Here is a 25722-nt window from a genome sequence, read left to right as displayed (position 1 = left end):
ACGGCCGACGCCCGCCGGACGCTCCACAACGCTTATTCGAGCGCGCCGGGCTTGTACTACCAATGGCCCTGGACGACGTTTTCGGCGACATCTACGCGAACGTCGACGCGGTCGCGCTGTTCTCCCCGAGTGGCTCCTACTACGAGCGGCTGATCGGCGCCGACGAGGAGGTCGACGTGATCGTGTTCGCGACCGAGAACGACGTCGGTGCCGACGCCTTCGTCGAACTCCCCATCGAGTTCGACGAGGTCGAAGAGCGGGTCAAGTTCGGCATCGAGGGCGCCCTAGAACAAGAGCTGATCGACGACGGCGACGTGCTCGCGTGTGCGACGGAGGTCTTCGACGGTAGCATCGACACCGTCTCGCGGGTGCGCGCCGACGAGGACGACCGGCTGGGGATCTACGACCTCTTCGCGAAGTCCCGCGCCGAGCCCGAGGTGATCAAGTCGGTCCTCGAGCTCGTGATCGAACTCGGGAAGAAAGGCCAGAAGGGGAAACCGGTGGGGGCGCTGTTCGTCGTCGGCGACGCCGGGAAGGTGATGAACAAGTCCCGGCCGCTTTCCTACAACCCCTTCGAGAAGTCCCACGTCCACGTCGGCGACCCCATCGTCAACGTGATGCTCAAGGAGTTCTCGCGGCTCGACGGCGCGTTCGTCATCAGCGACGCGGGCAAGATCGTCTCGGCCTACCGATATCTCGAACCCTCCGCTGAGGGGGTGGACATCCCGAAGGGGCTCGGCACCCGCCACATGGCCGGTGGCGCGATCACGCGGGACACGAACGCGATCACGATCGTTCTCTCCGAGAGCGACGGGCTGGTGCGGGCGTTCAAGGGAGGGGAGATCATCATGGAGGTCGACCCGGAGGCGTACTGACGATGGAGTTGCAGGTCCTCATCGAGGAACCCGTGGTGGTAGCAGCCGCGGTGTTGATCCTGGGAGTCGCCGTGGGCTACCTCGTCGGCAAGCTGAACAAGGAGCTGTTGACCGCCGCGGGGCTGGGAGAGGCCGTCGAGGGCACTCCCTTCGAGCGATCGGCCCAGAGCCTGGGGACCTCGACGGTCGAACTCGTCGCCAGGGTGAGCTCGTGGTTCATCTACGGCATCGCCGTCCTGACGGCGATCCACATCGCACAGATCCTCGACACCGACGACTTCTGGATCCGTCTGACCCAGTTCGTCCCCCGGCTGTTCGTCGCCGTCATCGTCCTCATCGGTGGGCTCATCGTCGCCGACAAGGCGGAACTCGTCGTCGGCGAACGCCTCCGGAGCGTCAAGCTCCCCGAGGTATCCCTGATCCCACAGGTCGTCAAGTACTCGATCCTCTACGTCGCCGTCGTCATCGCTCTGGGCCAGGTCGGGGTCAACGTCACCGCGCTCCTGATCCTGCTGGCCGTCTACGCCGCCGGGATCATCGTCGTCGGCACCGTCGCGTTCAGACACTTTCTGGTCTCTAGTGCCGTCGGGATCTACCTCCTTCTCAACCAACCGTACGGCATCGGCGACGAGATCAGAATCGGGGATCAGGTGGGGATCGTCCAGGAGGTCGACCTCTTCGTCACCAAGATCGAGAGCGACGCCGAGGAGTACGTCGTCCCCAACCGGAAGGTCTTCGAGGACGGGATGGCCCGCGTCCGGGACTGACCCAAGAGTTATCCCGGCCCGCTTCCCGCCATACCTCATGACCGAGTTCGCCCGGCGAGTCGAGGCGGTGTCGATCAGCGGGATCCGGGAGGTCTTCGAGGCCGCGGGTGCCGACGCGATCAACCTCGGACTGGGCCAGCCCGACTTCCCGACGCCCGACCACGTCCGGGAGGCCGCCGCCGACGCCATCGCCTCGGGCGCGGTCGACGGCTACACCTCAAACAAGGGGACCCGGAAGCTTCGGGAGGCCATCGCCGCGAAGTACGACCGGGACCACTCCCTTTCAGTGGACCCCGGCGACGCCATCGCGACCTCGGGGGGAAGCGAGGCCTTACATCTCGCCTTGCAGGCCCACGTCGACCCCGGTCAGGACGTGATCTTCCCGGACCCGGGCTTCGTCTCCTACGACGCCCTGACCGAGATCGCAGGCGGGAAACCGGTCCCGGTCGAACTCCGCGAGGACCTCACGATGGACCCCGCCGCCGTTGAGGCGGCGATCACCGACGACACCGCGGTCTTCGTCGTCAACAGCCCCGCGAACCCGACGGGCGCGGTCCAGAGCGAGGCGGACATGCGCGAGTTCGCCCGGATCGCGGACGAACACGACGTCCTCTGTATCAGCGACGAGGTGTACGAACACATCGTCTACGAGGGCGCCCACCGGTCGCCGATGGAGTTCGCCGAGACGGACAACGTGGTGGTCGTAAGCGCCTGCTCGAAGACGTACTCGATGACCGGCTGGCGGCTGGGCTGGGTGATCGCCTCGACCCGACGGATCGAGCGGATGCTTCGGGTCCACCAGTACGCCCAGGCGTGTGCGTCGGCGCCGGCCCAGTACGCCGCCGAGGCCGCCCTTTCGGGTCCCCAAAAGCGGGTCGGGGAGATGGTCGACGCCTTCGAGACCCGCCGGGACCTCGTCGTCGACGGCCTGACCGACGCCGGTCTGGAGGTGCCGACGCCCCAGGGCGCCTTCTACGCGATGCCCCGGGTCCCCGAGGGGTGGTGTTCGGAAGTGATCGACCGGGGCGTCGTCGTCGTCCCCGGCGAGGCGTTCGGCGCGGCCGGCGAGGGGTACGCCCGCCTCTCCTACGCGGCGGGGACCGAGGAGCTGAAGGAGGCCATAGAGATCATCGACGGCGCGACGCGGGCGGTCCGGTAGGCCGCGGTCGCTCGTGGTCGGCAGGGATCGCCGATCCGTCCGGCGACCCCCTGTTGCACAACGGTTATCACTCCGGGACCACGAATCGTGTCACATCACTGTATTCAACGGAACGGAATTTACGGTCCCAGCCTGAGAGCGACCGATTCGATCGTCGCGCTGGTATCCGTGGTACTGCTGGTCTACGTCCTGGTCATGCGACAGTTGCTTCTCGGAATGATACTCGTCTGTCTCGTCACGACTGTTTATCTCGGATACACGATCGGAGGCGCGAAGTACGCGGCGGGCGTCTTCGTGGTCGACGTGGCGTTCGTCGTTCTCCTGGATATCCTCGGACTCATCCTCTGAAAACACGCGCCTGACCGACGGCCGGGTTCAGTCGTCCCCGTAACAACCGGTCCCTTGATCGGCCGTCCAGAACGTCAATTCACCGTCCGACTCGATCCACGTCTGAACGGCCACACACCGGTCGTCGTACCGGTCCGTGAGGTCGATCTCCGCACTTCGTCCGTCCGTCTCTGCACGGATCACGACGGGACCGGGTTCGCCAGGGAGGTCCGCGTCGACGACTTGCCCGCCCAGAGCCCCGTCGTCCCGTGGACCGATCGCGTACCGGTCGGAATGGATTCGATCGCCGTCAGCGGTCAGTTCCAACAGGACGTCGTACGAGTTCTCGGTGTCGTTCTCGATCGATAGCCTCGTCACCACCACGCCGCCGTTCTCGGAGCGAAACCCCACAGTAGACAGACATCCCGAAGAGGTCACCAACAACCCGCCGAACGCCCCGAGCGCCTCCCGCCGCCCGACGTGGTACGATGGCACGGTTGCCGAGTCATCAATTTACTGGAAGTTAAGTTTACGGGACGGATTTATCGACCCCTGAGGTGATGACGTCTCGATACGATCCACCGGAGGGTGTTTTGCAGGCGTATCCAGCGCAGTCGCTCGGCGACTCACGAACCTCATCCCTCGAGGATCTCCCCACAGAGCCGCTTCGCCTCCGCGACGCGTTCGCGTGCCCGCTCGGAATCCACCTCGCCGACCTCGGAGAGCAGCCGATCGACCTCCCGGACCCGCTCGCGGGCGACCGTCGTCTCCAGATCGTTCATCGCGGCGTCGCGGGCGACCGCCTCGGCCTCGCCGAGCCAGCGGTTGGCCTCCCGGTCGATCGGCAGTTCGCTCGTGGCCTCGAGGGCGGCGTACAGTCCGTTGAGCCGGAGTTCGAGGGAGTCGCCACCGTCGTCGTGGTCGGGGACCATGGTCGGGGTTCGGCGTCAAGACCCGTTACGGTTGGGCCGGAAGGTGCGAAGTAGGCCGCGGTATTATACGCCCGACCGTGGAACGAGGGGTATGGCACTCGCGACCGGCGGGTCCGGGAAGGGGGCAACCCTGCGGGCGTACGCCTCGCAGGTCCACCCCGTCTTCATGACGCCGCCGATCGCCGCCTCCCTGTTCGGCGCCGTCCTCGCCGACGGGATCGATCCCCTCGCGGCGGCCGTCCACGCCGTCGCGATCTTTGCGGCGGTCTACACCGCCCACGTGAAGGACGGCTACGTCGATTTCTACGGCCGCGGCGAGGACGAGAGCCATCCCCTTACGGCGCGGGGCTGTCGGGTCGGTCTCGCGGGCTCGACCGCGCTCTTTTCGGGCTGCGTGCTCGCGCTGTGGGCCCTCGCGACCCCGCTCGCCGTCGCGCTCACGCTTCCGACGTGGGCGATCGGCTACCTCCACGCGCCCCAACTCGACACCAACCCGCTGACGACGACGACGGGCTACCCCCTCGGGATCGCCCTCTCCATACTGGGGGGCGTTGCCGTCCAGGCAGGAACCGTGAGTCCGCTCGCCCTCGCGTTCGCCGTCGTCTTCCTCGTGCTCCTCTCGGGGATCAAGGTGATCGACGACGCCCAGGACTACGACTACGACCGCTCGATCCGAAAGCGAACCGTCGCGGTCGCCCTCGGCCCCTCGCGGGCGTACGCGGTCGCTTACGGGTTGATGGCCGCGGCGCTGCTCGCGGTCGTCGCGGGCGCCGCGCTCGAGCTCTTCCCGCCGACGGCGGCGCTGGCCGCGGCCGCCTTCGGGGCCGTCGCCGCGATCGCCCGCCGGGCCGACCCCGAGATCGCGACGATGCTGTTAGTGCGGGGATCGTACGTCTTCCTCGCCGTCCTCGTCGCCGCGGTCCGGTTCGAGCCCCTCGCCACGCTCGGCTGACCGGCGGCGCTCGCGCCGACAGGGTAATACGTCGGGGTTGCGGACCACATCCGGTGAGCGATCCCCGCGTCCGACCGTTCCTCCGGGCCCGCCTCCATCCGGGGGACCTCGCGGTCCACGCCGCCGTCGCCGCCGTCCTGATCGGGGTCTACCTCGCGCCGATCCCCTACACCGAGTTCCTGTTCCGGCCCGCCACGAGCGGGCCCCGGGAGGCCTACCTCTCCCTGCTGGGCCACGCCAACGCCGTCCACCTCGCGGGCAACGTCGCCGGCTATCTCCTGGTCTCGCTGCTCGCGCTCTGCCTGCTCGCGCCCCGCCGGCGGCTCTACTACGCCTCCGTCGCCGTCCTCTTTCTGGTCGTCCCGCCGATCGCGGCGGTCGTCATGGAACCGCTGCTCGCCCGGACCGCCTCGGCGGCGATCGGCAGCTATCGCGGCGCGGGCTTTTCCCTGGTGACCGCCGGGCTCGTCGGCCTGCTCGCCGTCGCGGTCGCCGTCCACCAGGCCGACCGCCTGGCGGGACCGCTCCCGCCGGAACTGGCGGCCCCGGCGCTGTTCTCGGTCGCGCTCGCGGTCCCCGCGATCCGGTACGACGCTCCCCGGGTACCTGCCGCGGTCGCCACCCTCCTCGGAGCGGCCGCACTCGCCTACGGCACAGGGGTTCTCGTCCGGTCGTACCGACGTCGGCCCGTCCTCGAGGTCGCCCTCTCGATGACCGCCCTCGCGACCTTCCTGGGCGCGGCGAGCGACCTCTTCCCGCCACGGCGGGGCGTGGTCGGGATCGAGCCCCACTTCGTCGGCCTGCTCGCGGGCTTCGCGCTCTCCTGGCTCGTCTGGATCGCCTGGCGGGGGCTGGCCGCTCGGTCCGGGCCCTCGGCCCGACGTCGCCGGGAGCCCGGCTAGACTCCTCCCCACGGGGTCGAGGAATACGTTTACGTTCGTCGCCGAGCGTAGCCAGTATCGATGTCGCTTCGAGAGCTCGTCACGTGGCGGCCGTTCCAGCGGCGCCGGCGTGCGATCGTCAAGACCCTCTGCTACCGGCTGTTCATGGTCCTCATCACGATCGGCGTCGCCCTCTTCGTCACCGGGAACACGGCCGACGCGGTCAGCATCGGCCTCGTCACGAACGTCGCCAAGACCTTCACCTACTACGGCTACGAGCGCGTCTGGGACCACATCGCCTGGGGAGTGGCCGCGGACTGAGAGCGGAGTGGCCCCGTGTCATAGGGTCGGAGACGACGATTTACCGTTCGGTCGCGACGACGTACTCCGACCGACGGTGCAATGACTCGTCTCCGACCCTATCAGTCGTCGGCGACCGCCGGAGTCTCCCCTTCGGTCTCGAGGAGTCGGTCCAGCGCGTCAACCATCGCGACGACGCTCGCGCGAGTGATATCGGCCTCGCTTCTGGCGACGCTCACCGAGCGGTCGTCCCGGCCCATGGTGACCTCGACGGTGACGACGGCGTCGGTACCGCCGGTGACGGCGTCGACGTGGTAGGACTCGAGTTCGGCGTCGCCCGCCGGACCCAGCGCCTCCCTGACGGCGGCGACGGCGGCGTCTACGGGGCCCGAGCCGGTGCCGCTTGCGACTCGCTCCTCGCCGGCGACGTCCAGACGGACGCTCGCGGTCGGGACGGGGCCGCCGCTGGTCGCCGAGAGGTCGAGCAGTTCGACGGTGCGCTCGCGGTCGCCGCCGGTGACGTCCTCGGCGACCGCCAGCAGGTCCGCGTCGGTGACCCGCCGGCCACGGTCGCCCAGTTCCGTCACGCGATCGGCGATCTCGCCGACCTCCCCGTCGCTCGCGGCGACGTCGTGTTCGTCTAGCGCCGCCCGAACGCCGGCCCGTCCGGCGTGTTTCCCGAGCGCGAGCCGGCGCTCCCGGCCGACGGTTTCGGGCGGGTAGGGCTCGTACATCGCCTCGTCCTTCAGCGTGCCGTCGGTGTGGATCCCGCTCTCGTGGGTGAAGGCGTTCTCGCCGACGACGGCCTTGTTCGGGGGCAGCGGGACCCCCGTGGTTCGGGAGACCAGCTGTGCGAGGTCGTACAGCCGCTCGAGCTCGACCGTCTCGATCCCGTAGACGTGCGAGAGCGCGATCGCGACCTCCTCCAGGGCGACGTTGCCCGCGCGCTCGCCGACCCCGTTTACGGTGCAGTGGACGAGGTCCGCCCCCGCCGCGATCGCCGCGAGCGCGTTCGTGACCCCCAGCCCGAGGTCGTCGTGGGTGTGGGCACTCACGGGCCCCAACTCCGACAGCCGGGAAACGGCCTCGTGGGTGCGTTCGGGACCGGTGTGGCCGACGGTGTCGGCGAAACAGACCCGGTCGGCGCCCGCCTCGAGCGCGGTCGCCATCAGCTCCTCGAGATAGTCGAGGTCGGCCCGGGAGCCGTCCTCGCCGATGACCTCGACCCAGAGGCCCTCCGCCTTCGCATAGGCGACGAGATCGGCGGTCGTCTCCCGGACGTCCCCGCGGGTGCTTCCGACCTTCCCCTCGACGTGGCGGTCGCTCGCGGGGACGACGAGGTGGATCCCGTCGACGCCACAGTCGACGGCGAGGTCGACGTCGTTCCGGATTCCCCGGCAGAAGCTGGTGACTCGAGCGTCGAGGTCGAGGTCCGTGACCCGTGAGATCGTCCGGCGCTCGCCGGGGCCGGTACAGGCACTGCCGGCCTCGATGACGGGGACGCCCGCCCGGTCGAGTTCGCGCGCGATCTCGGCCTTTTCGTCGGGCGAAAGCGAGATTCCGGGGGCCTGCTCGCCGTCCCGAAGGGTCGTGTCCAGAAGCGATACCTGCCGGTCGTCGTCGATCGCGTGTGCGCCGAACATTGAAGAATCGTCCCTGCTCCTACTGCCCGCGAATTTCGCGGCCAGCCGCCGTGTGGCGACTTCCTCTATCCTCCATGGGCTCTCGTGCCATGTCTACCCTCAACCTGGGTCGGCCCTCGCTTAACCCTGCCGGTTGTCGAAACATCTGCCGGCCCCTGGACCGTCGTCCGCCCGATCCTCGAGGACGAGTCGATCCCCGACCGAGAGCCCGTCGGCGCCGCCAGCGGGGAGTTCGACCACCCTGTCCGCGCGGGCGAACCCGAACCCGCGGAAGGGGCGCATCCGCTCGATGCGCTCGACGCTCCCCGCTACGAGCCAGCAGACGCCGATCGTGTCGGGGACGAAGAGGGTATGGATCCCGCGCCGGCGGACCTCCGGGAAGTCGAAGACCAGCGCGTAGTCGGCGGGGACCGACCGGAACATCAGCCCCCTCGCCCGTTCGAGCGGGGAGTCCGCGAACTCGACGCGGCTCGCGACCACCGTCCGGTCTTCGTTCCCGTTCTCGGGTTCGCGTACGAGTTCCACGGGCGGACCTCCCGGAGTCGGGACAAAAAGCTCTCGGTGGGGCGGAGGATTCAATGTCCGGGACCCCGTTCGAAAACCCGATGGAGAAGACGCCCCGGGGGACCGCCGTCGGCGTCGACGACCCCTACGACCACGCCGGGGTCTGTGACCACCTCACGGGCGAGGGCCGGTGTCGGTACGCCATCGAGCACGCCGAGGCCGACCCCGAGTTCGCCCGGGAGCGCGCACGCGAGGGGTACGCCTGCCCGGTCGCCGCCGACGCGGAGGCCGCTGGCGAGGAGCCCCGGTGGGCCGACTGCCCTCACTACCGCTTTCGGGCCGACGACCGGGAGTGTGCTCGGTGTGGCTTGGCGGAGCGGCCGGCCGGGCTCTCCGAGGAGCGGCCGCTGCTGGAAGAACACCACCTCTCATACGCCCGCAGCGGGAGCGGCGGAACCAACGCGGACGCTACGGACGGAAACGGCGACGACGGGACCGACGACCCCTCCCACGAGATCACGGTCTCGCTCTGTCGATGGTGTCACGCGAAGGTCCACGGCTCGTGGGCCCGGATCGACGACGACGCCTCGCCGCCGACCGAGGCCGTCGCCGCCCGGGAGGAGCGCCGGGGAAAGGAGATGGCCGAAGGGGAGTTCTCGACCGCCGCCGAACGCTACGACTCCGACTAATCGAGGATGTCGCCGATCCGCCGGGGTTCGCCCTCGAGGTCGGGGTGTTCTGCGACCATCTGGAGGACCTCGTGGTCAGTGACGTCGTAGTAGGACTTCTCTACGGCCTCCTCGATCAGGACCTTCTCGAGGCGGAACTCGGTGCCCTCGTAGACCACGTCGACTCCCTCGTCATCGAACGCGAGCGTCGTCATGGCACCTCGTAGACCGTGGGTAGCCAAAAGCCCGCGGGATCGGCCTCGCGGGATTTATTAGCCGGGACTGGGTGGATGGGGGTGTGGCGTTCAGCAGGGAGCAGTTAGAAGAATTACGGATTCCCGACGGCACCCGTGCCCGGGAACGAACGCTTTCGACCGACGGCGACGCCATCGTCGGCGCGCGCTCGACGATCGATCTCGGGCTTCGAGCGGGAGACGTCCTCGCCGGCGAGGGAGTCGAGTTCGGCGGCGACCTCGAGGCCGAGGGCGACTGCCGGCTGGACATGTGGTGTGAGGTCGCCGAAAACGTCCTCGTCGGCGGCGACGCCTACGTCGGCGAACGAACCCATATCGAGGGCGAACTCCGTGTCGCGGGCGACCTCGACATCGGCGACGACGTCGACGTCGAGGAGGGGTTCGAGGCCAACGGCTGGATCGTCATCCGGAACCCGATGCCGACGATGGTCTTTCTCTTTGCCTACCTCAAACACCTGTTCGTCGTCGGCGAGGAGGACACGGCGAACACGCTTCTCTCCCGGCTCGCAGGCGGCGAGAGCGGGCCCGACGACGATGACGGGGATGACGGGAACGGCGAGGGAAGCGAGGACGAGGGCGGCGAGAGCGCGGCCGACACCGACGCGGGAAACGACGGAGAGGACGGAGGGAAGGCCGACGGCGGAAGCGACCCGCTCGTGGTTCCGGGTGGGGCCTCGATCAGCGACACGGCCTGGCGGGTCTCGGCGCCGGCGACGATCGGCGACGACTGTCGGCTCCACGGCAACGTCCGCGCGGAGTCGATCGCGGTCGGCGAGGGAAACGACGTCTTCGGGAGCCTCCGGGCTCGCGGCGACGTGACGGTCGGCGAAGGAACCACGATCCACGGCGACCTCACGACCAAGGACGGGTCAGTGACGCTCGGTCCCGAGAGCCGCGTCCTCGGCGACGTCTCCTGTACGGACCTCGAACTCGGCCCCGGCGCCGAGGTCGACGGCACGATGCGAGCCGGCGGCGAGATCACGATGGCGACGGGCGATCGGCCCGACGAGTAGCCGCCACTATCCACCCCTATTCTTAAGAGTCAGTGTTACGATGTGCGGGATAGCCATGGGTCGGACAACCATACCACGCCGCGATCGACGGGGGAACCGATGCGATCGATAGTCCTCACGAAGGGGGTCCCCGACTTCAGCGAGGGGGCGGTCTCCTTCGACGAGGACGGCCACCTCGAGCGGGGAAAGACCCCGACGGTGATGAACCCCAACGACGAGAAGGCCCTCCAGGCCGCCCTCCAGACGAAGGTACGCCACGGCGGCCACGTCAGCGGGATGAGCATGGGCCCGCCGGGCTACGGCGAGGTGCTGGGCGAGGCGATGGAGGAGGTGTACGCCGACGACCTCTATCTCCTCTCCGACCGCGAACTCGCGGCCTCGGACACGTGGGCGACGGCGATCACGCTCTGTACGGGCATCGAGAAGTACGCCGACGAGATCGGCGGCGTCGACCTCGTCTTCGCGGGCTTCAAGACCGCCGACGGCGAGACCGGCCAGACCGGACCCCAGACCTGTTGGGGACTCGAGTGGCCGATCGTCACCCACGTTCTCGCACTCGACATCGACCCCGACGAACGGCGCCTGCGGGCCAAGCGGCTCGTCGAGGGCGACAGAGACGAGATCGAGACCGTCGAGGCACCCCTGCCGTGTGTCGTCATCGCGGACCCGGAGTTCTCGCCGACCTACCGGAAGGCGTCCCACCGGCTCACCCACAAACGGCTCCGGGCCGAGACACGAGAACGCGCCGAGGAGTACGAAGAGCACATGACGACCTGGAACCAGCAGGACCTCAACCTCGATCCCGAGTACATCGGCCTCGACGGCTCGCCGACGATCGTCTCCTCGGTCGATCCGATCCCGAAGGCCCCATCCGAGCGGGAGGCGACGGTGATCGAACCCGGCGGGGAAGGGATGGAGGAACTGTTCGGGGAGATGAACGAGTTCGCGGCCGCGAGGGGTGACTGACCGTGGTCGATCCCGACGAACACACCGTACGCGAACTCGAGGACGAACTCGACACCGTCGAGGACGTCGAGGAGTTGAACGCGGTCCTCGAGGCCGAACGCGCCGGCAAGGATCGCAAAACGGCCCAGGAGGCGATCCGAAAACGGATCGACGTCTTGGATGGCGACGAGAGCGAGGGCCTCGAGGGCGACACCGAGACCGAAGGCGAGTACGAGGACACCGAGGAAACCGTCGGCGAGGAGGCCGAAGCGGGCGACGAGGCGATCGACGCCGACGTAGACGAGGAGGATGCGGATGAGGACGAGGCGGAAGCCGAGGAGGAAGACGACGGGCTCTCCCATCCCACGGCCGACAAGCGCCACGTCCGGGCCTTGGAGGACGGCCACTACGAGGACATGTGGGTGTTCTGTGAGACCCAGGGCGGGGAGCTACTCGACGTCTCGAAGGAGATGCTCGGGAAGGCCCGGGAGCTGATGGACGACTACGCCGAGGACTATGAGGAAGAGAACGTCGTCGCCTTCCTGATGGGCGACGACTGCGAGGGGCTGGCCGAGGAGGCCGTCGCCTACGGCGCCGACGTCGCGGTCTACCACGACGACGATAGGCTGGAACGCTTCCTGCACACGCCCTACACGGAGGTCTCCTCGCACATGGCCCGCGGGGAGGGAACCACCGAAAGCACCGACTGGCGCGAGTACGACAAGCCCCGCTACGTCCTCTTTCCGGCGACGAACAACGGGCGGGACCTCTCGGCGCAGGTCCAGGCCGAACTCGATTCGGGGCTGGCGAGCGACTGTTCGGACCTCTACATCGAGGCGACCGAGATCTCGAACCCCGTCAAGACAGGCGAGCCGGGCGTCAAGAAGACGTTCGAGCGCGTGCTCCACATGAAGCGCCCGGACTTCTCCGGGTTCGAGTACTCGACGATCCTCTGTCTGGACAACCCCGGCCGGGAGTTCCATCCGCAGGGCTGTTCGGTCATTCCGGGGAGCTTCGAGCCGATGGAGCCCGACTACGACCGCGAGGGGCTCGTCGTCGAACACGACATGGAACTCGACGAGGAGTGGTTCGACGTCGAGATCACCGAACACGACCGGTTGGATGCGGGCGTCGATCTCACCGGCCACGAGGTCGTCGTCTGTCTCGGCCGGGGGATCGCTGACGACCCCACCCTCGGAATGGAGCTCGGACTCGATCTGGCCGACGCCTTCGAGGACGCCGCCCTGGGGATCACGAGAGGAATCGTCACCTCGTCCTACCAGTTCGAGGGCCACGTCGAGCAGTACTCGAAGGAGGAACGCCAGATCGGCGAGACCGGCCAGGTCGTCGCGCCCGACCTCTACGTCGCGGCGGGCGTCTCGGGGGCGGTCCAGCACAAGGTCGGGATGGACGAGTCCGACGTCGTCGTCGCGATCAACACCGATCCCGACGCCCGCATTCGGGACTTCAGCGACTACTTCGTCGAGGGCGACCTCTTCGACGTCCTCCCCCGGCTGACCGACGCACTGGAGAGCGGAGAGTTGGACGTCGAGGCCGTCGCCGACGGGGGTGAACACCGATGAGCACCGACCTCGCGTCCGACGACGCCGGCTACGAACACTACGAGGCCGTCGTCGTCGGCTGCGGTCCGGGGGGTGCGGCCGCGGCCTCGCGGCTGGCCGACCACGGCGTCGAGACCCTCGTCCTCGAACGGGGCGTCGAGGCCGGCTCGAAGAACGTTTCGGGAGGATTGATCTACGCCGAGGATTCGGCGCCGTACACGATCGACGATCTCTTTCCGGACTTCCGGCAAGAGGCGTCCGAACGGCCGGTCACGGACTACCGGATCCACAACGTCTCGGGTCGCCAGGTCAAGAGCTACGACCTGACAGGCCTCCACGAACACGACACCGACTGGTGTGACGCCGTCCTCCGGCGCCCGATGGACTCCTGGCTCGAGGATCGAGTCCACGAGATGACCAGCGAGACGGGCGGCGGCGTCCTGTCGGGGGTTCGCGCGAACGGCCTTCTGCGTGAAAACGGCGAGATAATCGGCGTCACCTTCGACGAGATCGATCCGATCACCGCCGACGTGGTCATCGCGGCCGACGGCGTCAACTCCGAACTCGCCCGCGACGCCGGGCTGATGGACTGGGAGGAGCCAGAGGACTGGTTCCAGGGCGTCAAGGCGGTGGTCGACATGGACCCCGAGACGGTCAACGACCGCTTCGATATTTCGGAGGGGGAGGGCGCCGCCCACCTCTTCTCGGGCGATCTCTTCTCCGACGTCCGGGGCGGTGGCTTCCTCTACACCAACGAGGACTCCCTCTCCATTGGAACCGTCTTCCATCTCGATAGCTTGGTCGAGGAAGAGGCCGAGCCCCACGAGTTGCTCGACGCCCTCCTCACGCACCCGCTGCTGGCGAAGTGGCTCGGGGACTCCTACGATGAACGCGAATACTCCGCGAAGCTGGTTCCGGACTCGAAGAAGGTCGCCCTTCGGGAGCCCTATCGGGACCGCCTGCTGCTGGTGGGCGACGCCGGCGGCCAGATGCAGGCCCAGGGACCGATCATCAAGGGGATGAACCACGCCGTCACCGCCGGGGCGCTGGCGGCCGACGCCGTCGCGCTCGCCCAGGGTGAGGGCGACGCCGAAGCGGCCGGACGGCGGTACGCCTCGATGCTCGAGAAGTCCGGGACGATGGAGAAACTCCGGCCCAAACGCTACGAGTACTCGAGCCGGGTCAGCGAGCGTTCGCTGACGACGAGGGCCGTCGAGGGCGTCCTCAACTCTCGAGTGGGATCGGCCGCGGTCGGCAACCGGATCGCGGATCGGCTGCTCCGGCGGGCGTACAACTCCCCGGGGCTGGTCGGGATGCTCCCCGATACGGAGACCGGCTACGTCACCCTCCCCTCGATCATCGGCGCCGAACACGGCCGGACGATCCACTGGGACAACGAGATCGAACCCCCTTCCTTGGCTGATCGGATCGGCGACCTGACCTACGACACCGACGTCGGCAACCCCCACATCCGACTGCGCGACGAGTCCTTCGAGGCGAGCGGCGCGGCGGTCTACGCCTGTCCCGTGAGCGCCGAGGAGTTCGGCGGCGGCTGTTACCGGTCGGAGGTCGTCGAAACCAACGGGAGCGAGGAGCGCCTGGTGAGCCTCGACACCCAGCCCTGCGTCGAGTGTGGCACGTGTGCGGTCGTCGCCGACACCGAGTGGGAACATCCCCGCGGCGGGAAGGGCGTCGAGTTCCGCGAGGGCTGACCCAGTGAGCCGCTACGGCCCCCGGATCGCCGCCCTCGCCCGGCGGGCCGACCGCGAGCGAGCAGCCGTGGAGACCGCGGACGCTACCCCCGACGACGCGATGGAGTACCTCCGGGACGGAGCGGGCCGGGCGATCTGGCTCTACGTCGAGGGTCGCACCGGCGGCCGCCTGGTCCCCTACTCGGAGGCCGAACTCGCGGCGCTTCGAGGGGCGATGAACGACTGGCTCGAGTGTTATGCCGCCTGCTACGGCGTCGACCTTGACGCCGAGTTCACGGTGCGGGAGGCCGCCAAACTCCTCCTCGAGACCCGGAACGTCCGGGATACGGCACAGCTTCTGACGCGGGTCCCATCCCGGAAACCTGCCTGATAAACGATTAAGTAGCGTGGGGTGGTACCCTCTCGCATGACGTTCGCCGAGGAACGGGAGTTCGGCCACGAGGACAGAAAGCGGATCTACGAGCACGTCGAGCGCCACGGGGCGGTCGATCCCGACGAGGCGAGAGACGAACTCCGGATCGATCCGGGGGGGTTTCGCCACCACGTCGCGATCCTCAAACGCGACGGTCGCCTCGAGATGGCCGGGGGAAAGCTCCGGGTCGCCCTCGAGGCGGGCGCCGAGGAGGAGTACCGCGAGGGCGACCTCGAGTTCCACATCCGGCCGGCCCGCCAGGAGGACCTGGCGGGGATCGTCGGCGCGATCCGCCAGGTCGCGGAGGAACGAACGTACATCGTCGCCGAGACCGTCGCCGACGAGGTCGACCACGAGGAGGCCCTGCTTCGCCACAACGAGATCGAGTCCCGGATGTTCTTCGTCGCGACGGTCGGCCGCGAGGTCGTCGGCTGGGTCCACCTCAACGCGCCCGAACTCGAGAAGCTCGCCCACACGGCCGAACTCACCGTCGGCGTCATCGAGGAGTACCGCGGGAACGGGATCGGCTCGCACCTGCTGGCCCGCGGGCTCGAGTGGGCGGGCTCGCGGGGCTACGAGAAGGTCTATCAGTCGGTGCCCTCGACCAACGAGGACGCGATCGGCTTCCTCGAGGGCCAGGGCTGGAAGACCGAGGCCGTCCGCGAGGACCACTACAAGCTCAACGGCCACTACGTCGACGAGGTGATGATGGCGGTCGAACTGTAGGTGGAATCGGGACTCTCCCGTCGTCGAACCCAGTGGGCCCGTCGGATGTGGGACGATCGAAAGACAGTTTTCCGCCAGTACGCAACCGACAGTATGCTCTCGATCGCGCTTGCCGGGAAGCCAAACGCCGGCAAGTCCACCTTCTATACCGCGGCGACGATGGCCGAGGTCGACGTCGCCAACTACCCGTTTACGACGATCGACGCCAACCGGGGGGTGAGCTACGTCCGGACGGAGTGTCCCTGCCTCGAGCGCGAGGAGCGCTGTGACGCCGACAACTGCGAGGAGGGCAAACGGTACGTCCCCGTCGAGTTGATCGACGTCGCCGGCCTCGTGCCGGGCGCCCACGAGGGGAAGGGACTGGGCAACCAGTTTCTCGACGCGCTCACGGATGCCGACGTCATCATCAACGTCGTCGACGCCTCGGGGGGGACCACGGAGAAAGGGGAGCCGGTCGACGTCGGGAGCCACGACCCCATGGGGGACATCGACTTCATCGAGGAGGAGATGGACCTCTGGCTCGCGGGGATCGTCGAGCGAAACTGGGAGGGGATCGAACGCCAGTCCCGCTCGCCCGGCTTCGACATCGACGACGCCCTCGCCGACATGCTCTCGGGCTTCGGCGCCTCACCGACCCAGGTCGCACGCGTCCTCCGGGAGATCGACTACCCCGAGGACCCGATCCAGTGGACCGACGACCACCGCGAGACCCTCGCGCGCGAAGTGCGCGAACGGACGAAGCCGATCGTCGTCGCCGCCAACAAGATCGATATCGCGCCCGAGGGAAACGTCGAGGCCCTGCTCGATCTCGAGAAACCCGTCGTTCCCACAACGGCGGAGGGCGAACTCGCGCTCCGGCGGGCCGCCGAGGGGGGACTCGTTGACTACGACCCCGGCGATTCGGAGGTCGTAATCGGTGACGGCGTCAGCGACTCCCAGCGCGAGGCCTTGGCGGGGCTCGCCGAAACGATGGACCGCTTCGGGGGGACGGGGGTTCAGGCTGCCCTCGACTACGCCGTCTACGACCTCCTCGATCACGTCACCGCCTACCCCGTCCAGGACGTCTCGAAGTGGACCGACGGGACCGGTACCGTCCTCCCCGACGCCCTCTTGCTCCCGCGGGGCTCGACACCGGTCGATCTCGCCTACGCCGTCCACTCCGACATCGGCGAGGGCTACCTCCACGCCGTCGACGCCCGCTCCTCCCGCGAGATCGGCGAGGGGTACGAACTCGAGGAGGGCGACGTGATCAAGATCGTGAGTACGGCCTGAGAGCGCGTTCGTGAGGCGGTTCCGCCGACCGATCCGCTCGCGAGAGACCGGGAACGTCCAGTAGATCGCCGCTGACCCCTCCGAACCCGCCGTAGAAGCGATCGGCTTGACTGTTCAAGGCAAGCGTCTTTTCCCGTGGCTCGTGTTGGATCGGGTAGACGAACGACGCACCGACGATTTTCGGGATCGGTCCCGCGTCGGCGACGCATCGAGGCGCAACCGCCAGGCGCGTTTCATACCGACCCACACCAATGCAACTCAGTCTCGAACTCGAGTACTGGACCGTCGACGACACGGGTGCGCTCGCCCCGGCAGCACCGGTCGTAAAGCGCATCGACGACCTCGACGCCGAGAGCGCCGATCCGATGCTCGAGGTCGTCACCGATCCCTGCGACGACGTCGCCGAACTCCGCGGGGAGGTCACCCGCAGGCTCCGGGAGGCGATCCGGGTCGCCCGGGAGGAAGGGCGACGGCTCGTTCCCCTCGCGACGCCGCTCAACACGGGTCCGATCGGGACGGACGACGGCCCCCGGACGCAGGTCCAGCGCCGGGTCCTCGGCGACGACTTCGCGAACGCCACCCGATGTGCGGGCACCCATCTCCACGTAGACCGGATCGACGGCGCCGAGACCGACCAGGTGAACCTGCTGACCGCGCTCGATCCGGCGTTCGCGCTCGTCTCGAGTTCGGCCCACCACCGGGGAGAGAACGTCGCCGCCTGCGCGCGCGCCCACGTTTACCGGCGGGGCTGTTACGGCGACCACCCCGAACTCGGCCGACTCCGGCCCTACGTCGGGAGCGTCGCCGAACACGAGGAGCGAACGGCCGCCTCCTTCGAGGGGTTCCGGGCGACGGCGCTCTCCGAGGGCGTCGATCCGGACGCTTTCGATGCCAACTTCGCGCCCGAGGACTCCACGTGGACGCCGATCCGCGTCCGCGAGGAGTTCGACACGATCGAGTGGCGCGGCCCCGACGTCGCCCTGCCCGATCAGTTGCTCCGGCTCGTCGCCGACCTCGAGAACGCCCTGGAGGCGACGGTCGACGGCGGCCTCGAGATCGGCGGGGAGCTCGGCATTTCCGCCGACGGCGTGACGGTCCCCGAGTTCGACCGGCTGGACGGTGGAAGCGGCGATCGACGACGGCCTCGAATCACCCGCCGTCGAGGGCTATCTGGACGCGATGGGGTTCGATCCCGCGAGCTACCGCCCCCTCTCGATGGATCTCCAGGGCGTCTCCCGGCTGACGACCCATCAGGCCCGGCGGATCCGGCTCCGGTACGCAGACCGTCTCGAAGGGGAAGTCGGCCTTCTCACGACCCCCGCGCCGTCCCGGCCGGCAGTGACCCGGTCCGGGTGACGATGTCGGAGGCGCTCCCCCTGCCCGAGGACGTTCCGGACCCGCTGTCGGCTCTGGCGGAACCGATCACGGCGACCCGCTACGACGTCGCCCTCGGGGTCATCCTGGCCGCGTTCGTGGCGACGGCGGTCGTCACGTTCGCGATCGGTCTCCGGTCGATCGGGCTGTTGCTGTTTCCGGCGGCCATCGGGATCCTCGTGATCGTCGATACCTGTTATCTCCATCCGCCCATCGACCGGGATCCGGAGTGATCCCGGCTCGAAAGGGATAGAATCACACGCCCGGCCGCCCAACCGATGGGTATGTCCACGGAGGCGCCCCGTCGATGGGAGTATCGCGCGGTCGAGCCGCCGACCGAGCTCACGAAGCGGGAGTCGGCCAACCCCGAGACGCGGATGACCGAACTCGGCCGGGAGGGGTGGCGACTCGTCGAGACGGTCTCCTACGACGGCGGCGGCACCAAGTTCCTGATCTTCGAGCGGCCGCTCGAGGACGAATAATGGTCCTCGATCGGGAAGCGGAAGTCGATCGTCGCCGATCGCTGGAGGGAGGGCGGTCGCCGTGAAGGACATGAGCACCGCGAACACGATGCGCGAACGCGGCGACAGACACCGCTACACCCTCTGGGTGGTGCTCAACGCCGACCGGCGGCTGCTGACGGCGGCCCTGGCTGCCGGCGTCTTCCTCGCGCTGATGATTTGGGGGGTCACGCGGTCGCCCTCGATCCGGGGCCTGATGGCGAGGACGGACGTCGTCGAGACGACGTTCCAGGCCCTGATCGGCGCGCTCATCACGGGAACGACGCTCGTCGTCTCGATCAACCAACTCGTGCTCTCCCAGGAGATCGGCCCGCTGGGCGGGCAACGCGAACGGATGGACCGCGCGATGGACTTCTACCAGAACACCGACGACCTCCTCGACGTCCCCAGCCCCGCGAGCCCCGGGCTGTTCATGAAGGAGATCATCGACGCGACCAGCGACCGCGCCCGGGCCTTCGAGTCCGCGCTCGAGGGAAGCGACGACGAGGAGCTTCGCGAGGGGATCGAGGCCTACGTCTCCGACCTTCTGGAGAACGCAGAGACCGCGACCGAACAGCTAGAGGAAGCCGAGTTCGGGACGTACTCGGTGATGAACGCGGCGTTGAACTACAACTACGACCGGAAACTGTACGACCTGCGCTGGCTGCTCTCGGAGTACGACGAGCGCCTGACCGACGAGCAACGCCGGACGGGCAAGGAGACGATGACCGCCCTCGCGATGTACGGGCCCGCCCGCGAGCACGTTAAGACGCTGTACTTCCAGTGGTCGCTGGTCAAGCTCTCCCAGGGAATCCTCGCGCTGGCGATCCCGGCGATCGTGGTCGCCGGCGGGATGGTCTTTCTCGTCGACACCTCGACGGTCACCGGAACGGTCCTCGGGATCGACGCCCTGCTGTGGGTCGTCTGTCTCGCCTACACCGTCTGTGTCCTCCCCTTTCTCCTCTTTACGAGCTACATCGTCCGGCTCGCGACGATCGCGAAACGAACCGCCGCCATCGGGCCGCTGATCCTGCGGGAGTGACTCGACGGAATCGACCGACGGCTCCCCGAGAGGGAGACTTGAACCACCCCCGAGAACCTGCTCACTCCGTTCGCAGACCCTCGGTTTCGTACAAATCTCGCCGTTCGCGTTTTCACGACGCGGCGGCTCGCTTCGCTCGCCGTGGTGCGTCGTGAAAAGCGCCGAGAGGGAGATTTGAACTCCCGAGTCCGTGAGGACAGTAGATTTCGAATCTACCGCCTTGGCCGGGCTAGGCTATCTCGGCTCACCCGAGGGTAGCCGGGTCGGCTTGTTAGCCGTTTCGGTTCCGGGCAGGCGTGGGAGCCGGCTCCACGGAGAACGTGACAACCGAAGGGAAGACCTATACGCCGTGAGACGGAGACACTCGCATGGACGTCACTCAGGCGAGCGCGGAGTGCGAGACCGTCCTCTCGGAGATCGGCGCCGCGGTGATCGCCGACCGGGAGTTCCTCGAGACGGTCCTCGTCGGCGTCGTCGGCCGCGGCCACGTCCTCCTGGAGGACGTGCCGGGAACCGGAAAGACGCTCACGGCGAACAGCTTCGCGACGGCGCTCGGCCTCTCCTTCTCGCGGATCCAGTTCACGCCCGACCTGTTGCCCGCCGACGTCACCGGCACCCACGTTTTCAACGAGCGCGAACGCGAGTTCGAGTTCAACGAGGGGCCGATCTTCGCGAACGTCGTGCTCGCAGACGAGATCAACCGGGCACCCCCGAAAACCCAGGCCGCGCTGCTCGAGGCGATGGAGGAGGGACAGGTGACCACCGACGGCGAGACCCGCCAGCTCCCCGATCCCTTCTTCGTGATCGCGACCCAGAACCCCGTCGAACAGGAGGGGACGTTCCCGCTTCCCGAAGCGCAGGTCGATCGCTTCCTCGTCAAGACCGCGATGGGCTACCCCGACGAGGCAGGCGAGATCGAGCTCATCGAGCGCCGACGGGGCCGGGACTCGATGAGTCCGACCGTCGAGACCGTCATCGACCCCGAGGACGTCGCCAAACTCCGGCGGGTGCCAGAGACCGTTCGGGTGGACGACGACCTCGTGGAGTACGTCGTCGCAATCGCCCGCGAGACCCGCGCGGACGGCCGCGTCGAGGTCGGCGTCTCCCCGCGGGGCACCCAGCGGCTGTTCGAGGCCGCCCGCGCCTACGCGACGATCGTCGGCCGGGAGTACGTCACCCCCGACGACATCAAGCGCGTCGCCCGCCCCGCGCTCGCCCACCGCCTCGTGCTTACCCCCGACGCGACCGTCAACAACGTCGAGAAAAGCGGGATTATCGACTCCGTCCTCGAGTCGGTGCCGGTGCCGACCGTCGAGTAGGCTCCGACTACCCGTTCTCCATGGCCGCGCCGATCCCCGCTCCGAGAGCGACCCCCAGAGCGAGCCAGAGCCCGAGATCGTCGGTTGCGACGCCGATCGCGGTTCCCAGTGCGATCCCGATACCCATCCCGACCGCAAGCCCGTTCCCATCGGTGTCGCCGTCCGCGTCGCCGGGTTCGCCGTCAGTGTCGTTCGCCATTCGGTGGTCAGCCCGTGTTCTTCATCCCCGCGGCGATTCCCTTCACGGTCAGGCGCAGAGTCCGTTCCTCGACGTCGGTCAGGTGGGTCCGACCCAGCAGGTGGGTCTGGAGCAGGTTCAGCGGATCCACGTAGGGGTTCCGGCGCTCCAGGTTCTCGCCGAGCCAGTCTCTGGTGTGGAGGTCCTCGCGCCGGCCGATCGTGGTAACGAGGTCGGCAGCGCGTTCGTACTCCTCGGTCAGCCGCGGGAAGAAGCGATCCCGGCGCTCCTCGGTCGCGAGGTCGGCGTACTCCGCGGCGATCTCCAAGTCGGTCCGCGAGAGCGAGAGTGCGGCGTTGTCGAGCGTCGTCCGGAAGAACGGCCACTCCTCGTACATCTCCCGGAGGGTCTCGATCTCGCCTCCCTCCTCCAGATAGGCGTCGATCCCCGAGGCGATCGCGTACCAGCCCGGCAGAATGCACCGCGACTGGGTCCACGAGAACACCCAGGGAATCGCCCGGAGGTCCTCGACGCTTCGCTCGCCCGACCGGGAGGCCGGCCGCGAGCCCAGCGCGAGGTCCTCGATGACGGTGATCGGCGTCGCCTCCTCGAAGTAGCTGACGAACCCCTCCGTTTCGAGGAGGTCGCGGTACTCCGTCCTGGCGGCGTCGGCCATCGTGTCCATCGCCTCGATCCACTCCTCGTCGATCTCCTCTTCGGGGTTCTCGATGGCGTCCTTTCGCGCCCGAAGCTGGGCGTTGACCATCTGCTCGATGTTTCGCTCGGCGATCCGTGGATTGCCGTACTTCTCGGCGATGGCCTCCCCCTGCTCGGTGAACTTCACCTGGCCCGTGATCGTGCTGTTGGGCAACGCGAGCAGGGCCTCGTTCATCGGGCCGCCGCCACGGGAGATCGAGCCGCCGCGGCCGTGGAACAGCCGCATCGTCACGTCGTAATCGTCACAGATCTCCGCGAGGTGGAGCTGGTTCTCGTAGAGCGACCAGTTCGCGGCCAGAAACCCGTTTTCCTTGTTCGAGTCCGAGTACCCCAGCATGATCTCCTGGGTTCGCCCGCGGGCCTCCAGGGCCTGGGTGTAGGCCTCGTTCTCGAACAGCGTCCCCATGATCCGTCGGGCCCCCGAGAGGGCGTACTCGGTCTCGAGCAGGGGGACGACGTCTACCCCGCAGTGCTCCGGAAGAGAAACGATCCCGGCCTGGTCGGCCAGGAAGAGCACCTCGAGGACGTGGCTCGGCTCGTCGGTCATCGAGATGGCGTAAGTGTCGATGGCGTGGACGCCGTACTCGGCCTGCCAGCCGGCGAGGCGGTCGAACAGCTCCAGCACCCGGGCGGACTCCTCGGTGAGTCCCTCCCTGTTCTCCAAGTCGATCACCTGCTCGTCCTGGAGGATCGCGTCGGTCAGTAGGTCGACGCGTTCGTCCTCCGAGAGCGCGTCGTAGTCGATCCCGTCGCGTTCGAGGGCTTCGCCGATCGCGTCGGTGTGTTTCTGGCGGTGGTCCCGCAGGTCGAGGCTGGCCAGCGAGAAGCCGAAGGTCGCGACCTGTCGACGAAGCGGATCGACGTGGGCCTCGACGACGGTCTCCGCGCCGTTCTGCCGGAGACTCTTCGCGATGACGTCCAGGTCGTCGTGGAGTTCCTTGCCGTCGGCGTACCCGCCGGGCCGGACGTCCCCGACGCGGCGCAGGCGCTCGCGCATGTGTCTGAGCTTCTGGCGGTAGGGTTCTCCGGGATACCGCTCCTCGGCCGTTCGGGCGGTCCCCGGGAGGTCCTCGCGATCGGCCTCGAGGGAGGCCTCGAAGGTCTCGCCGACGTCGATCCGGCTCCCGTCCTGGCTCAAGACTCCGGAAAGGCGTTTGAGCTGGTCGTGGTAGCGCTCGACGATGACCTCGCGCTGGCGCTCCAGGGTGTTCGCGGTCACCTCGGGGGTCACGAAGGGGTTGCCGTCGCGGTCGCTGCCGGCCCACGACCGGAACTCGAACAGCTTGGGGACGTCCACGGTCGCGTCGAGTTCGGTCTCCAGGGCGTCGGCGAGTTCGTCGTACACCTCGCCGACGACGTCGAACAGCGTGTTCTCGAGGTACCACTGGACGTTTCTGGCCTCGTCTTCGGGTTCGGGCTGGCGCTTGCGGACCTGCGGGGTCTGCCAGAGGCTCGTGACCTCGCCGTCGAGATCGCGCCAGATCTGGCTCGACTCCTTGTCGGTCAGCAGGCGCTCGTCGAGGGTCTCGAGGTGGGTCGCGACCGTCCGGAGTTTGGCCTTGACGGTCTTTCGGCGAGCCTCCGTCGGGTGAGCGGTGAACGTCGGCTCGATGAGGACGTCGTCCAGGATCTCCTCGACGGTCTCGACGTCCTCCTCGGCGAGTTCCTCGGCCGCAGTCTCGAGGCTATCGTCCAGATCGTCCTCCTGGGAGCCCTCCCGGATCGACCGGACGCGCTCGCGTTCCTCGGCCAGGTTGATCAGCTCGAAGTAGGTGGTAAACGCCCGCGCGACGACCCGCTGGTGGTTGGGCGAGAGCCCCTCGAGTTCGGTCGCGAGCGGGCGACGCGAGTCGGCCTCGCCCGAGCGGTAGTCGATCGCCGCCGTCCGGCAGGACTCGACGGTCTCGAACGCCCGCCGGGAGGTCTGATCCTCCAGTACGTCGCCGAGCAGCGCCCCCAGCTCGCGGACGTCCTGGCGTACCTCCCTGTTGTGCAGTTGCATACCGGCACCCTACGCGCCCCGGATCAAAAATACCCCTACCGCGCGAAAGTTTGCCGCCCGGTTTCGGTTCGCTCCGACGCCCTACATCGATTATGTGGAATTCGTCGCAGTCATGGGATCGAACTCTCCCCCTCCGTCGGACGTCGCGAGTAGGCCGGAGATTTATTGGAAAACGCGAGCAAGACGCGGCCATGTCACAGAAGACCGCGGTCCCCGAGGAGATGACCCGCGAGGAGATCGCAAACCGCCTCCACGACCTGGCCGAGGAGTTCGAGTCCGGCGGCGAAGTCGTCGCCCGCACCGGGAACAAAACGGTGGAACTCGAGCCAACCGACGACGTCGGTTACGAACTGACCGTCCGCGAGCGAGGGTCGATCCTCCGCGGAAATCGAGAATCGATCACGATCCGGATGGACTGGAAACCCGACCGGGAGAGGACCGAGTAACGGGCGAGGTCAGTTGTACTCGCGCCACCGCTTCCCACACTCGGTACACTTGAAGAAGCGAGTCGGCGCCTCGTCGGCGGAGGCGGTCTGCTTGATCGTGTACCACGCCTCCTCGTTGCCACAGCCGTCACAGCGGACGTCGGTCGCGCGGGGTTTGCCCTCGAAATCGGCGCCCTCCTCGGACTCGATCACGTCCTCTCCCGTCTGCTCGTCGGTGGTGACGAACTCAGCCTCGCGGTCGGCGTCGCGGGCGCTTTCGGCGCCACAGGAGCCACAGACCATCCGGTCGCCCTCCGCTTTCATCATCGAGCCACAGTCGTCGCAAAACTGCATGGCCGGAGTTGGCGGTCGAAGCCCAAAAGTGCCCTCCCCCGAGAGGGGATGACGGGACGTTTATACGTTTTGGGAGAGGCGTTCGTGTCGAGTGAGATCCGCGTGAGCCTCGAGCAGTTCGTCTCCCGTACCGATCCGCCCGACCGGCGCCTCGTCGTCGTCGGCGCCGACGCCGACGACCCGCTCGCGGCGATGCTCGCCGAGACGTTCGGCTCCTCGATCGACGTCGAGACGGCTCCGGAGACCCACGGGATCGAAACGACCGACCGGCTCCCCGAGGACGAGCCGACGGTGGTCCTGCTCGAGGGCGACCGGATCGAGGCGACCTCGCCGATGAGTACGGTGTACGACGCCGTGTTGGGGATCAACTCCGACCTGTTCGTGACCGGCGCCCGCGGGATCGAAGACGTCGGCCTGCCGGCGGTGTTCGCCGGCCTGGAGGGCCACCGGTTCGGTCTGCGGGGATATCCCCGCGCGGGCAAGGAGAAGCTGTTGTTGATCGTCGTCTCCCGGTGGATCGAGCGCCTGGCCTGGGTACGGGGGAGGGGAACCCTTCGGTCGGCGTTCCAGGAGCTCTCGCGGATCGACGACGAGGTCGGCACCCGGGAGGCCTACGAGACCCTCGCCGGGACCGACCTCGCGGTCCACCTCTACGGCGCGGGCGGGAGCGAGCGCCTCGATCGGCTGGGGAGCGTCCACCGGGGGACGAGCCCGGCCTACCGCCGGTCGTGGTTCGTCGTCTTCCGGCCACCGACGGGGGAGACGGTGGAGGAGTCCGACGGGGAGGTCCCGACGGGAGCCGCTCAGGTCGCCATCGAGGACGGGCCGGGGGTCTGGGAGGGGTTCTGGACGACCGACCCGGAGACGGTTCAGGAGATCGACGACCACATCGCGGGCGAACTGTAGC

29 protein-coding genes and 1 tRNA gene are annotated in these 25722 nt (G+C 68.0%); 21 read left to right on the top strand and 9 right to left on the bottom strand.

Annotated features, from left to right (window positions below; all coding sequences use genetic code 11):
* Nucleotides 1-62: 62 nt before the first annotated feature.
* The 4 genes from dacZ (at nt 63) to LCF40_RS02175 (ending at nt 3149) form a co-directional block, all read left to right on the top strand.
* The gene (gene dacZ, locus LCF40_RS02190) at nt 63-875 is read left to right on the top strand and encodes a diadenylate cyclase DacZ (protein WP_114577307.1); all 813 of its coding nucleotides are present in this window, start codon (nt 63-65) and stop codon (nt 873-875) included.
* Between the two features lie 2 nt (nt 876-877).
* Nucleotides 878-1642, top strand: a complete 765-nt coding sequence (locus LCF40_RS02185) for a mechanosensitive ion channel domain-containing protein (protein WP_224827186.1) — start codon at nt 878-880, stop codon at nt 1640-1642.
* A gap of 37 nt (nt 1643-1679) precedes the next feature.
* Nucleotides 1680-2801, top strand: a complete 1122-nt coding sequence (locus LCF40_RS02180; protein ID WP_224827185.1) for a pyridoxal phosphate-dependent aminotransferase — start codon at nt 1680-1682, stop codon at nt 2799-2801.
* Between the two features lie 168 nt (nt 2802-2969).
* On the top strand, nt 2970-3149 hold the full coding sequence (locus LCF40_RS02175; RefSeq protein WP_224827184.1) for a hypothetical protein: 180 nt from the start codon (nt 2970-2972) through the stop codon (nt 3147-3149).
* A 27-nt stretch (nt 3150-3176) separates the two neighbouring features.
* On the opposite strand, the gene LCF40_RS02170 is transcribed toward LCF40_RS02175, so the two are convergent.
* A complete protein-coding gene (locus LCF40_RS02170) occupies nt 3177-3623 on the bottom strand; it encodes a hypothetical protein (RefSeq protein WP_224827183.1) in 447 nt (148 codons plus the stop codon).
* Nucleotides 3624-3763: 140 nt separating this feature from the next.
* The gene (locus LCF40_RS02165) at nt 3764-4060 is read right to left on the bottom strand and encodes a DUF8152 family protein (protein WP_224827182.1); all 297 of its coding nucleotides are present in this window, start codon (nt 4058-4060) and stop codon (nt 3764-3766) included.
* A gap of 91 nt (nt 4061-4151) precedes the next feature.
* On the opposite strand from LCF40_RS02165, the gene LCF40_RS02160 reads away from it, so the two are divergent.
* The 3 genes from LCF40_RS02160 to LCF40_RS02150 are packed head-to-tail and all read left to right on the top strand — an operon-like array spanning nt 4152 to nt 6214.
* Nucleotides 4152-5012, top strand: coding sequence for a UbiA family prenyltransferase (locus LCF40_RS02160; RefSeq protein ID WP_224827181.1), 861 nt, complete (start codon nt 4152-4154; stop codon nt 5010-5012).
* 53 nt (nt 5013-5065) lie between these two features.
* Nucleotides 5066-5914 (top strand): hypothetical protein, encoded by an 849-nt coding sequence (locus LCF40_RS02155; protein ID WP_224827180.1) that lies wholly within the window; start codon nt 5066-5068, stop codon nt 5912-5914.
* Between the two features lie 60 nt (nt 5915-5974).
* On the top strand, nt 5975-6214 hold the full coding sequence (locus LCF40_RS02150; RefSeq protein ID WP_224827179.1) for a DUF2061 domain-containing protein: 240 nt from the start codon (nt 5975-5977) through the stop codon (nt 6212-6214).
* Between the two features lie 101 nt (nt 6215-6315).
* Here the strand turns inward: LCF40_RS02150 and LCF40_RS02145 are convergent, their stop codons facing one another.
* Both LCF40_RS02145 and LCF40_RS02140 read right to left on the bottom strand, forming a co-directional pair.
* Nucleotides 6316-7836, bottom strand: coding sequence for a 2-isopropylmalate synthase (locus LCF40_RS02145; RefSeq protein WP_224827178.1), 1521 nt, complete (start codon nt 7834-7836; stop codon nt 6316-6318).
* Nucleotides 7837-7956: 120 nt separating this feature from the next.
* Nucleotides 7957-8361, bottom strand: a complete 405-nt coding sequence (locus tag LCF40_RS02140; protein ID WP_114577316.1) for a DUF192 domain-containing protein — start codon at nt 8359-8361, stop codon at nt 7957-7959.
* Nucleotides 8362-8441: 80 nt separating this feature from the next.
* On the opposite strand from LCF40_RS02140, the gene LCF40_RS02135 reads away from it, so the two are divergent.
* A complete protein-coding gene (locus LCF40_RS02135; protein ID WP_224827571.1) occupies nt 8442-9029 on the top strand; it encodes a DUF7097 family protein in 588 nt (195 codons plus the stop codon).
* On the opposite strand, the gene LCF40_RS02130 is transcribed toward LCF40_RS02135, so the two are convergent.
* Nucleotides 9026-9223: a DUF5800 family protein gene (locus LCF40_RS02130; protein ID WP_114577317.1), complete on the bottom strand. Its 198-nt coding sequence runs from the start codon at nt 9221-9223 to the stop codon at nt 9026-9028. The genes LCF40_RS02135 and LCF40_RS02130 overlap by 4 nt on opposite strands.
* Before the next feature lie 83 nt (nt 9224-9306).
* On the opposite strand from LCF40_RS02130, the gene LCF40_RS02125 reads away from it, so the two are divergent.
* The 10 genes from LCF40_RS02125 to LCF40_RS02080 all read left to right on the top strand — a co-directional run bounded on the left by LCF40_RS02125 (nt 9307) and on the right by LCF40_RS02080 (nt 19820).
* Nucleotides 9307-10275 carry a polymer-forming cytoskeletal protein gene (locus tag LCF40_RS02125; protein ID WP_224827177.1) on the top strand — a complete coding sequence of 323 codons (969 nt, stop codon included), beginning with the start codon at nt 9307-9309 and terminating at the stop codon, nt 10273-10275.
* 99 nt (nt 10276-10374) lie between these two features.
* Entirely contained in the window at nt 10375-11241 is an 867-nt protein-coding gene (locus LCF40_RS02120) for an electron transfer flavoprotein subunit beta/FixA family protein (RefSeq protein ID WP_224827176.1), read from the top strand.
* Nucleotides 11238-12803, top strand: a complete 1566-nt coding sequence (locus LCF40_RS02115) for an electron transfer flavoprotein subunit alpha/FixB family protein (RefSeq protein WP_224827570.1) — start codon at nt 11238-11240, stop codon at nt 12801-12803. Before LCF40_RS02120 ends, LCF40_RS02115 begins: the two co-directional genes overlap by 4 nt.
* A complete protein-coding gene (locus LCF40_RS02110) occupies nt 12800-14494 on the top strand; it encodes an FAD-dependent oxidoreductase (RefSeq protein ID WP_224827175.1) in 1695 nt (564 codons plus the stop codon). Before LCF40_RS02115 ends, LCF40_RS02110 begins: the two co-directional genes overlap by 4 nt.
* A 4-nt stretch (nt 14495-14498) precedes the next feature.
* Nucleotides 14499-14864, top strand: a complete 366-nt coding sequence (locus LCF40_RS02105) for a DUF8055 family protein (RefSeq protein WP_224827174.1) — start codon at nt 14499-14501, stop codon at nt 14862-14864.
* Between the two features lie 36 nt (nt 14865-14900).
* Nucleotides 14901-15632 (top strand): GNAT family N-acetyltransferase, encoded by a 732-nt coding sequence (locus tag LCF40_RS02100; RefSeq protein ID WP_114577323.1) that lies wholly within the window; start codon nt 14901-14903, stop codon nt 15630-15632.
* Between the two features lie 93 nt (nt 15633-15725).
* Complete coding sequence (locus LCF40_RS02095; RefSeq protein WP_114577324.1) at nt 15726-16904, top strand: redox-regulated ATPase YchF; 1179 nt, start codon at nt 15726-15728, stop codon at nt 16902-16904.
* Between the two features lie 251 nt (nt 16905-17155).
* On the top strand, nt 17156-18511 hold the full coding sequence (locus LCF40_RS02090) for a glutamate-cysteine ligase family protein (RefSeq protein WP_224827173.1): 1356 nt from the start codon (nt 17156-17158) through the stop codon (nt 18509-18511).
* A gap of 51 nt (nt 18512-18562) precedes the next feature.
* A complete protein-coding gene (locus tag LCF40_RS02085) occupies nt 18563-18760 on the top strand; it encodes a DUF4177 domain-containing protein (RefSeq protein ID WP_114577478.1) in 198 nt (65 codons plus the stop codon).
* 70 nt (nt 18761-18830) lie between these two features.
* Nucleotides 18831-19820, top strand: a complete 990-nt coding sequence (locus tag LCF40_RS02080) for a DUF7972 family membrane protein (RefSeq protein WP_224827172.1) — start codon at nt 18831-18833, stop codon at nt 19818-19820.
* A 159-nt stretch (nt 19821-19979) separates the two neighbouring features.
* Here the strand turns inward: LCF40_RS02080 and LCF40_RS02075 are convergent.
* Nucleotides 19980-20064 (bottom strand) — tRNA-Ser (locus LCF40_RS02075).
* A gap of 124 nt (nt 20065-20188) precedes the next feature.
* On the opposite strand from LCF40_RS02075, the gene LCF40_RS02070 reads away from it, so the two are divergent.
* Complete coding sequence (locus LCF40_RS02070; RefSeq protein WP_114577328.1) at nt 20189-21139, top strand: AAA family ATPase; 951 nt, start codon at nt 20189-20191, stop codon at nt 21137-21139.
* 7 nt (nt 21140-21146) lie between these two features.
* On the opposite strand, the gene LCF40_RS02065 is transcribed toward LCF40_RS02070, so the two are convergent.
* Complete coding sequence (locus LCF40_RS02065; RefSeq protein ID WP_114577329.1) at nt 21147-21338, bottom strand: glycine zipper domain-containing protein; 192 nt, start codon at nt 21336-21338, stop codon at nt 21147-21149.
* A gap of 7 nt (nt 21339-21345) precedes the next feature.
* The gene (ppc, locus tag LCF40_RS02060; RefSeq protein ID WP_224827171.1) at nt 21346-24036 is read right to left on the bottom strand and encodes a phosphoenolpyruvate carboxylase; all 2691 of its coding nucleotides are present in this window, start codon (nt 24034-24036) and stop codon (nt 21346-21348) included.
* A 191-nt stretch (nt 24037-24227) separates the two neighbouring features.
* Here ppc and LCF40_RS02055 point away from each other — a divergent pair, with 191 nt between their 5' ends.
* Nucleotides 24228-24482, top strand: coding sequence for an amphi-Trp domain-containing protein (locus LCF40_RS02055; protein ID WP_114577331.1), 255 nt, complete (start codon nt 24228-24230; stop codon nt 24480-24482).
* Between the two features lie 9 nt (nt 24483-24491).
* Here LCF40_RS02055 and LCF40_RS02050 read toward each other — a convergent pair whose 3' ends face one another.
* The gene (locus LCF40_RS02050) at nt 24492-24815 is read right to left on the bottom strand and encodes a transcription factor S (protein ID WP_114577332.1); all 324 of its coding nucleotides are present in this window, start codon (nt 24813-24815) and stop codon (nt 24492-24494) included.
* Nucleotides 24816-24899: 84 nt separating this feature from the next.
* Here LCF40_RS02050 and LCF40_RS02045 point away from each other — a divergent pair, with 84 nt between their 5' ends.
* Complete coding sequence (locus LCF40_RS02045) at nt 24900-25721, top strand: histidine kinase (protein ID WP_224827170.1); 822 nt, start codon at nt 24900-24902, stop codon at nt 25719-25721.
* The last annotated feature ends 1 nt before the right edge of the window (nt 25722 follow it).

Origin of the sequence: Saliphagus infecundisoli, assembly GCF_020177375.1 — an archaeon.
GTDB lineage: Archaea > Halobacteriota > Halobacteria > Halobacteriales > Natrialbaceae > Saliphagus > Saliphagus infecundisoli.
Note: the sequence above shows the minus strand (reverse complement) of the source record. Positions and strands in the feature narration are given on the sequence as shown.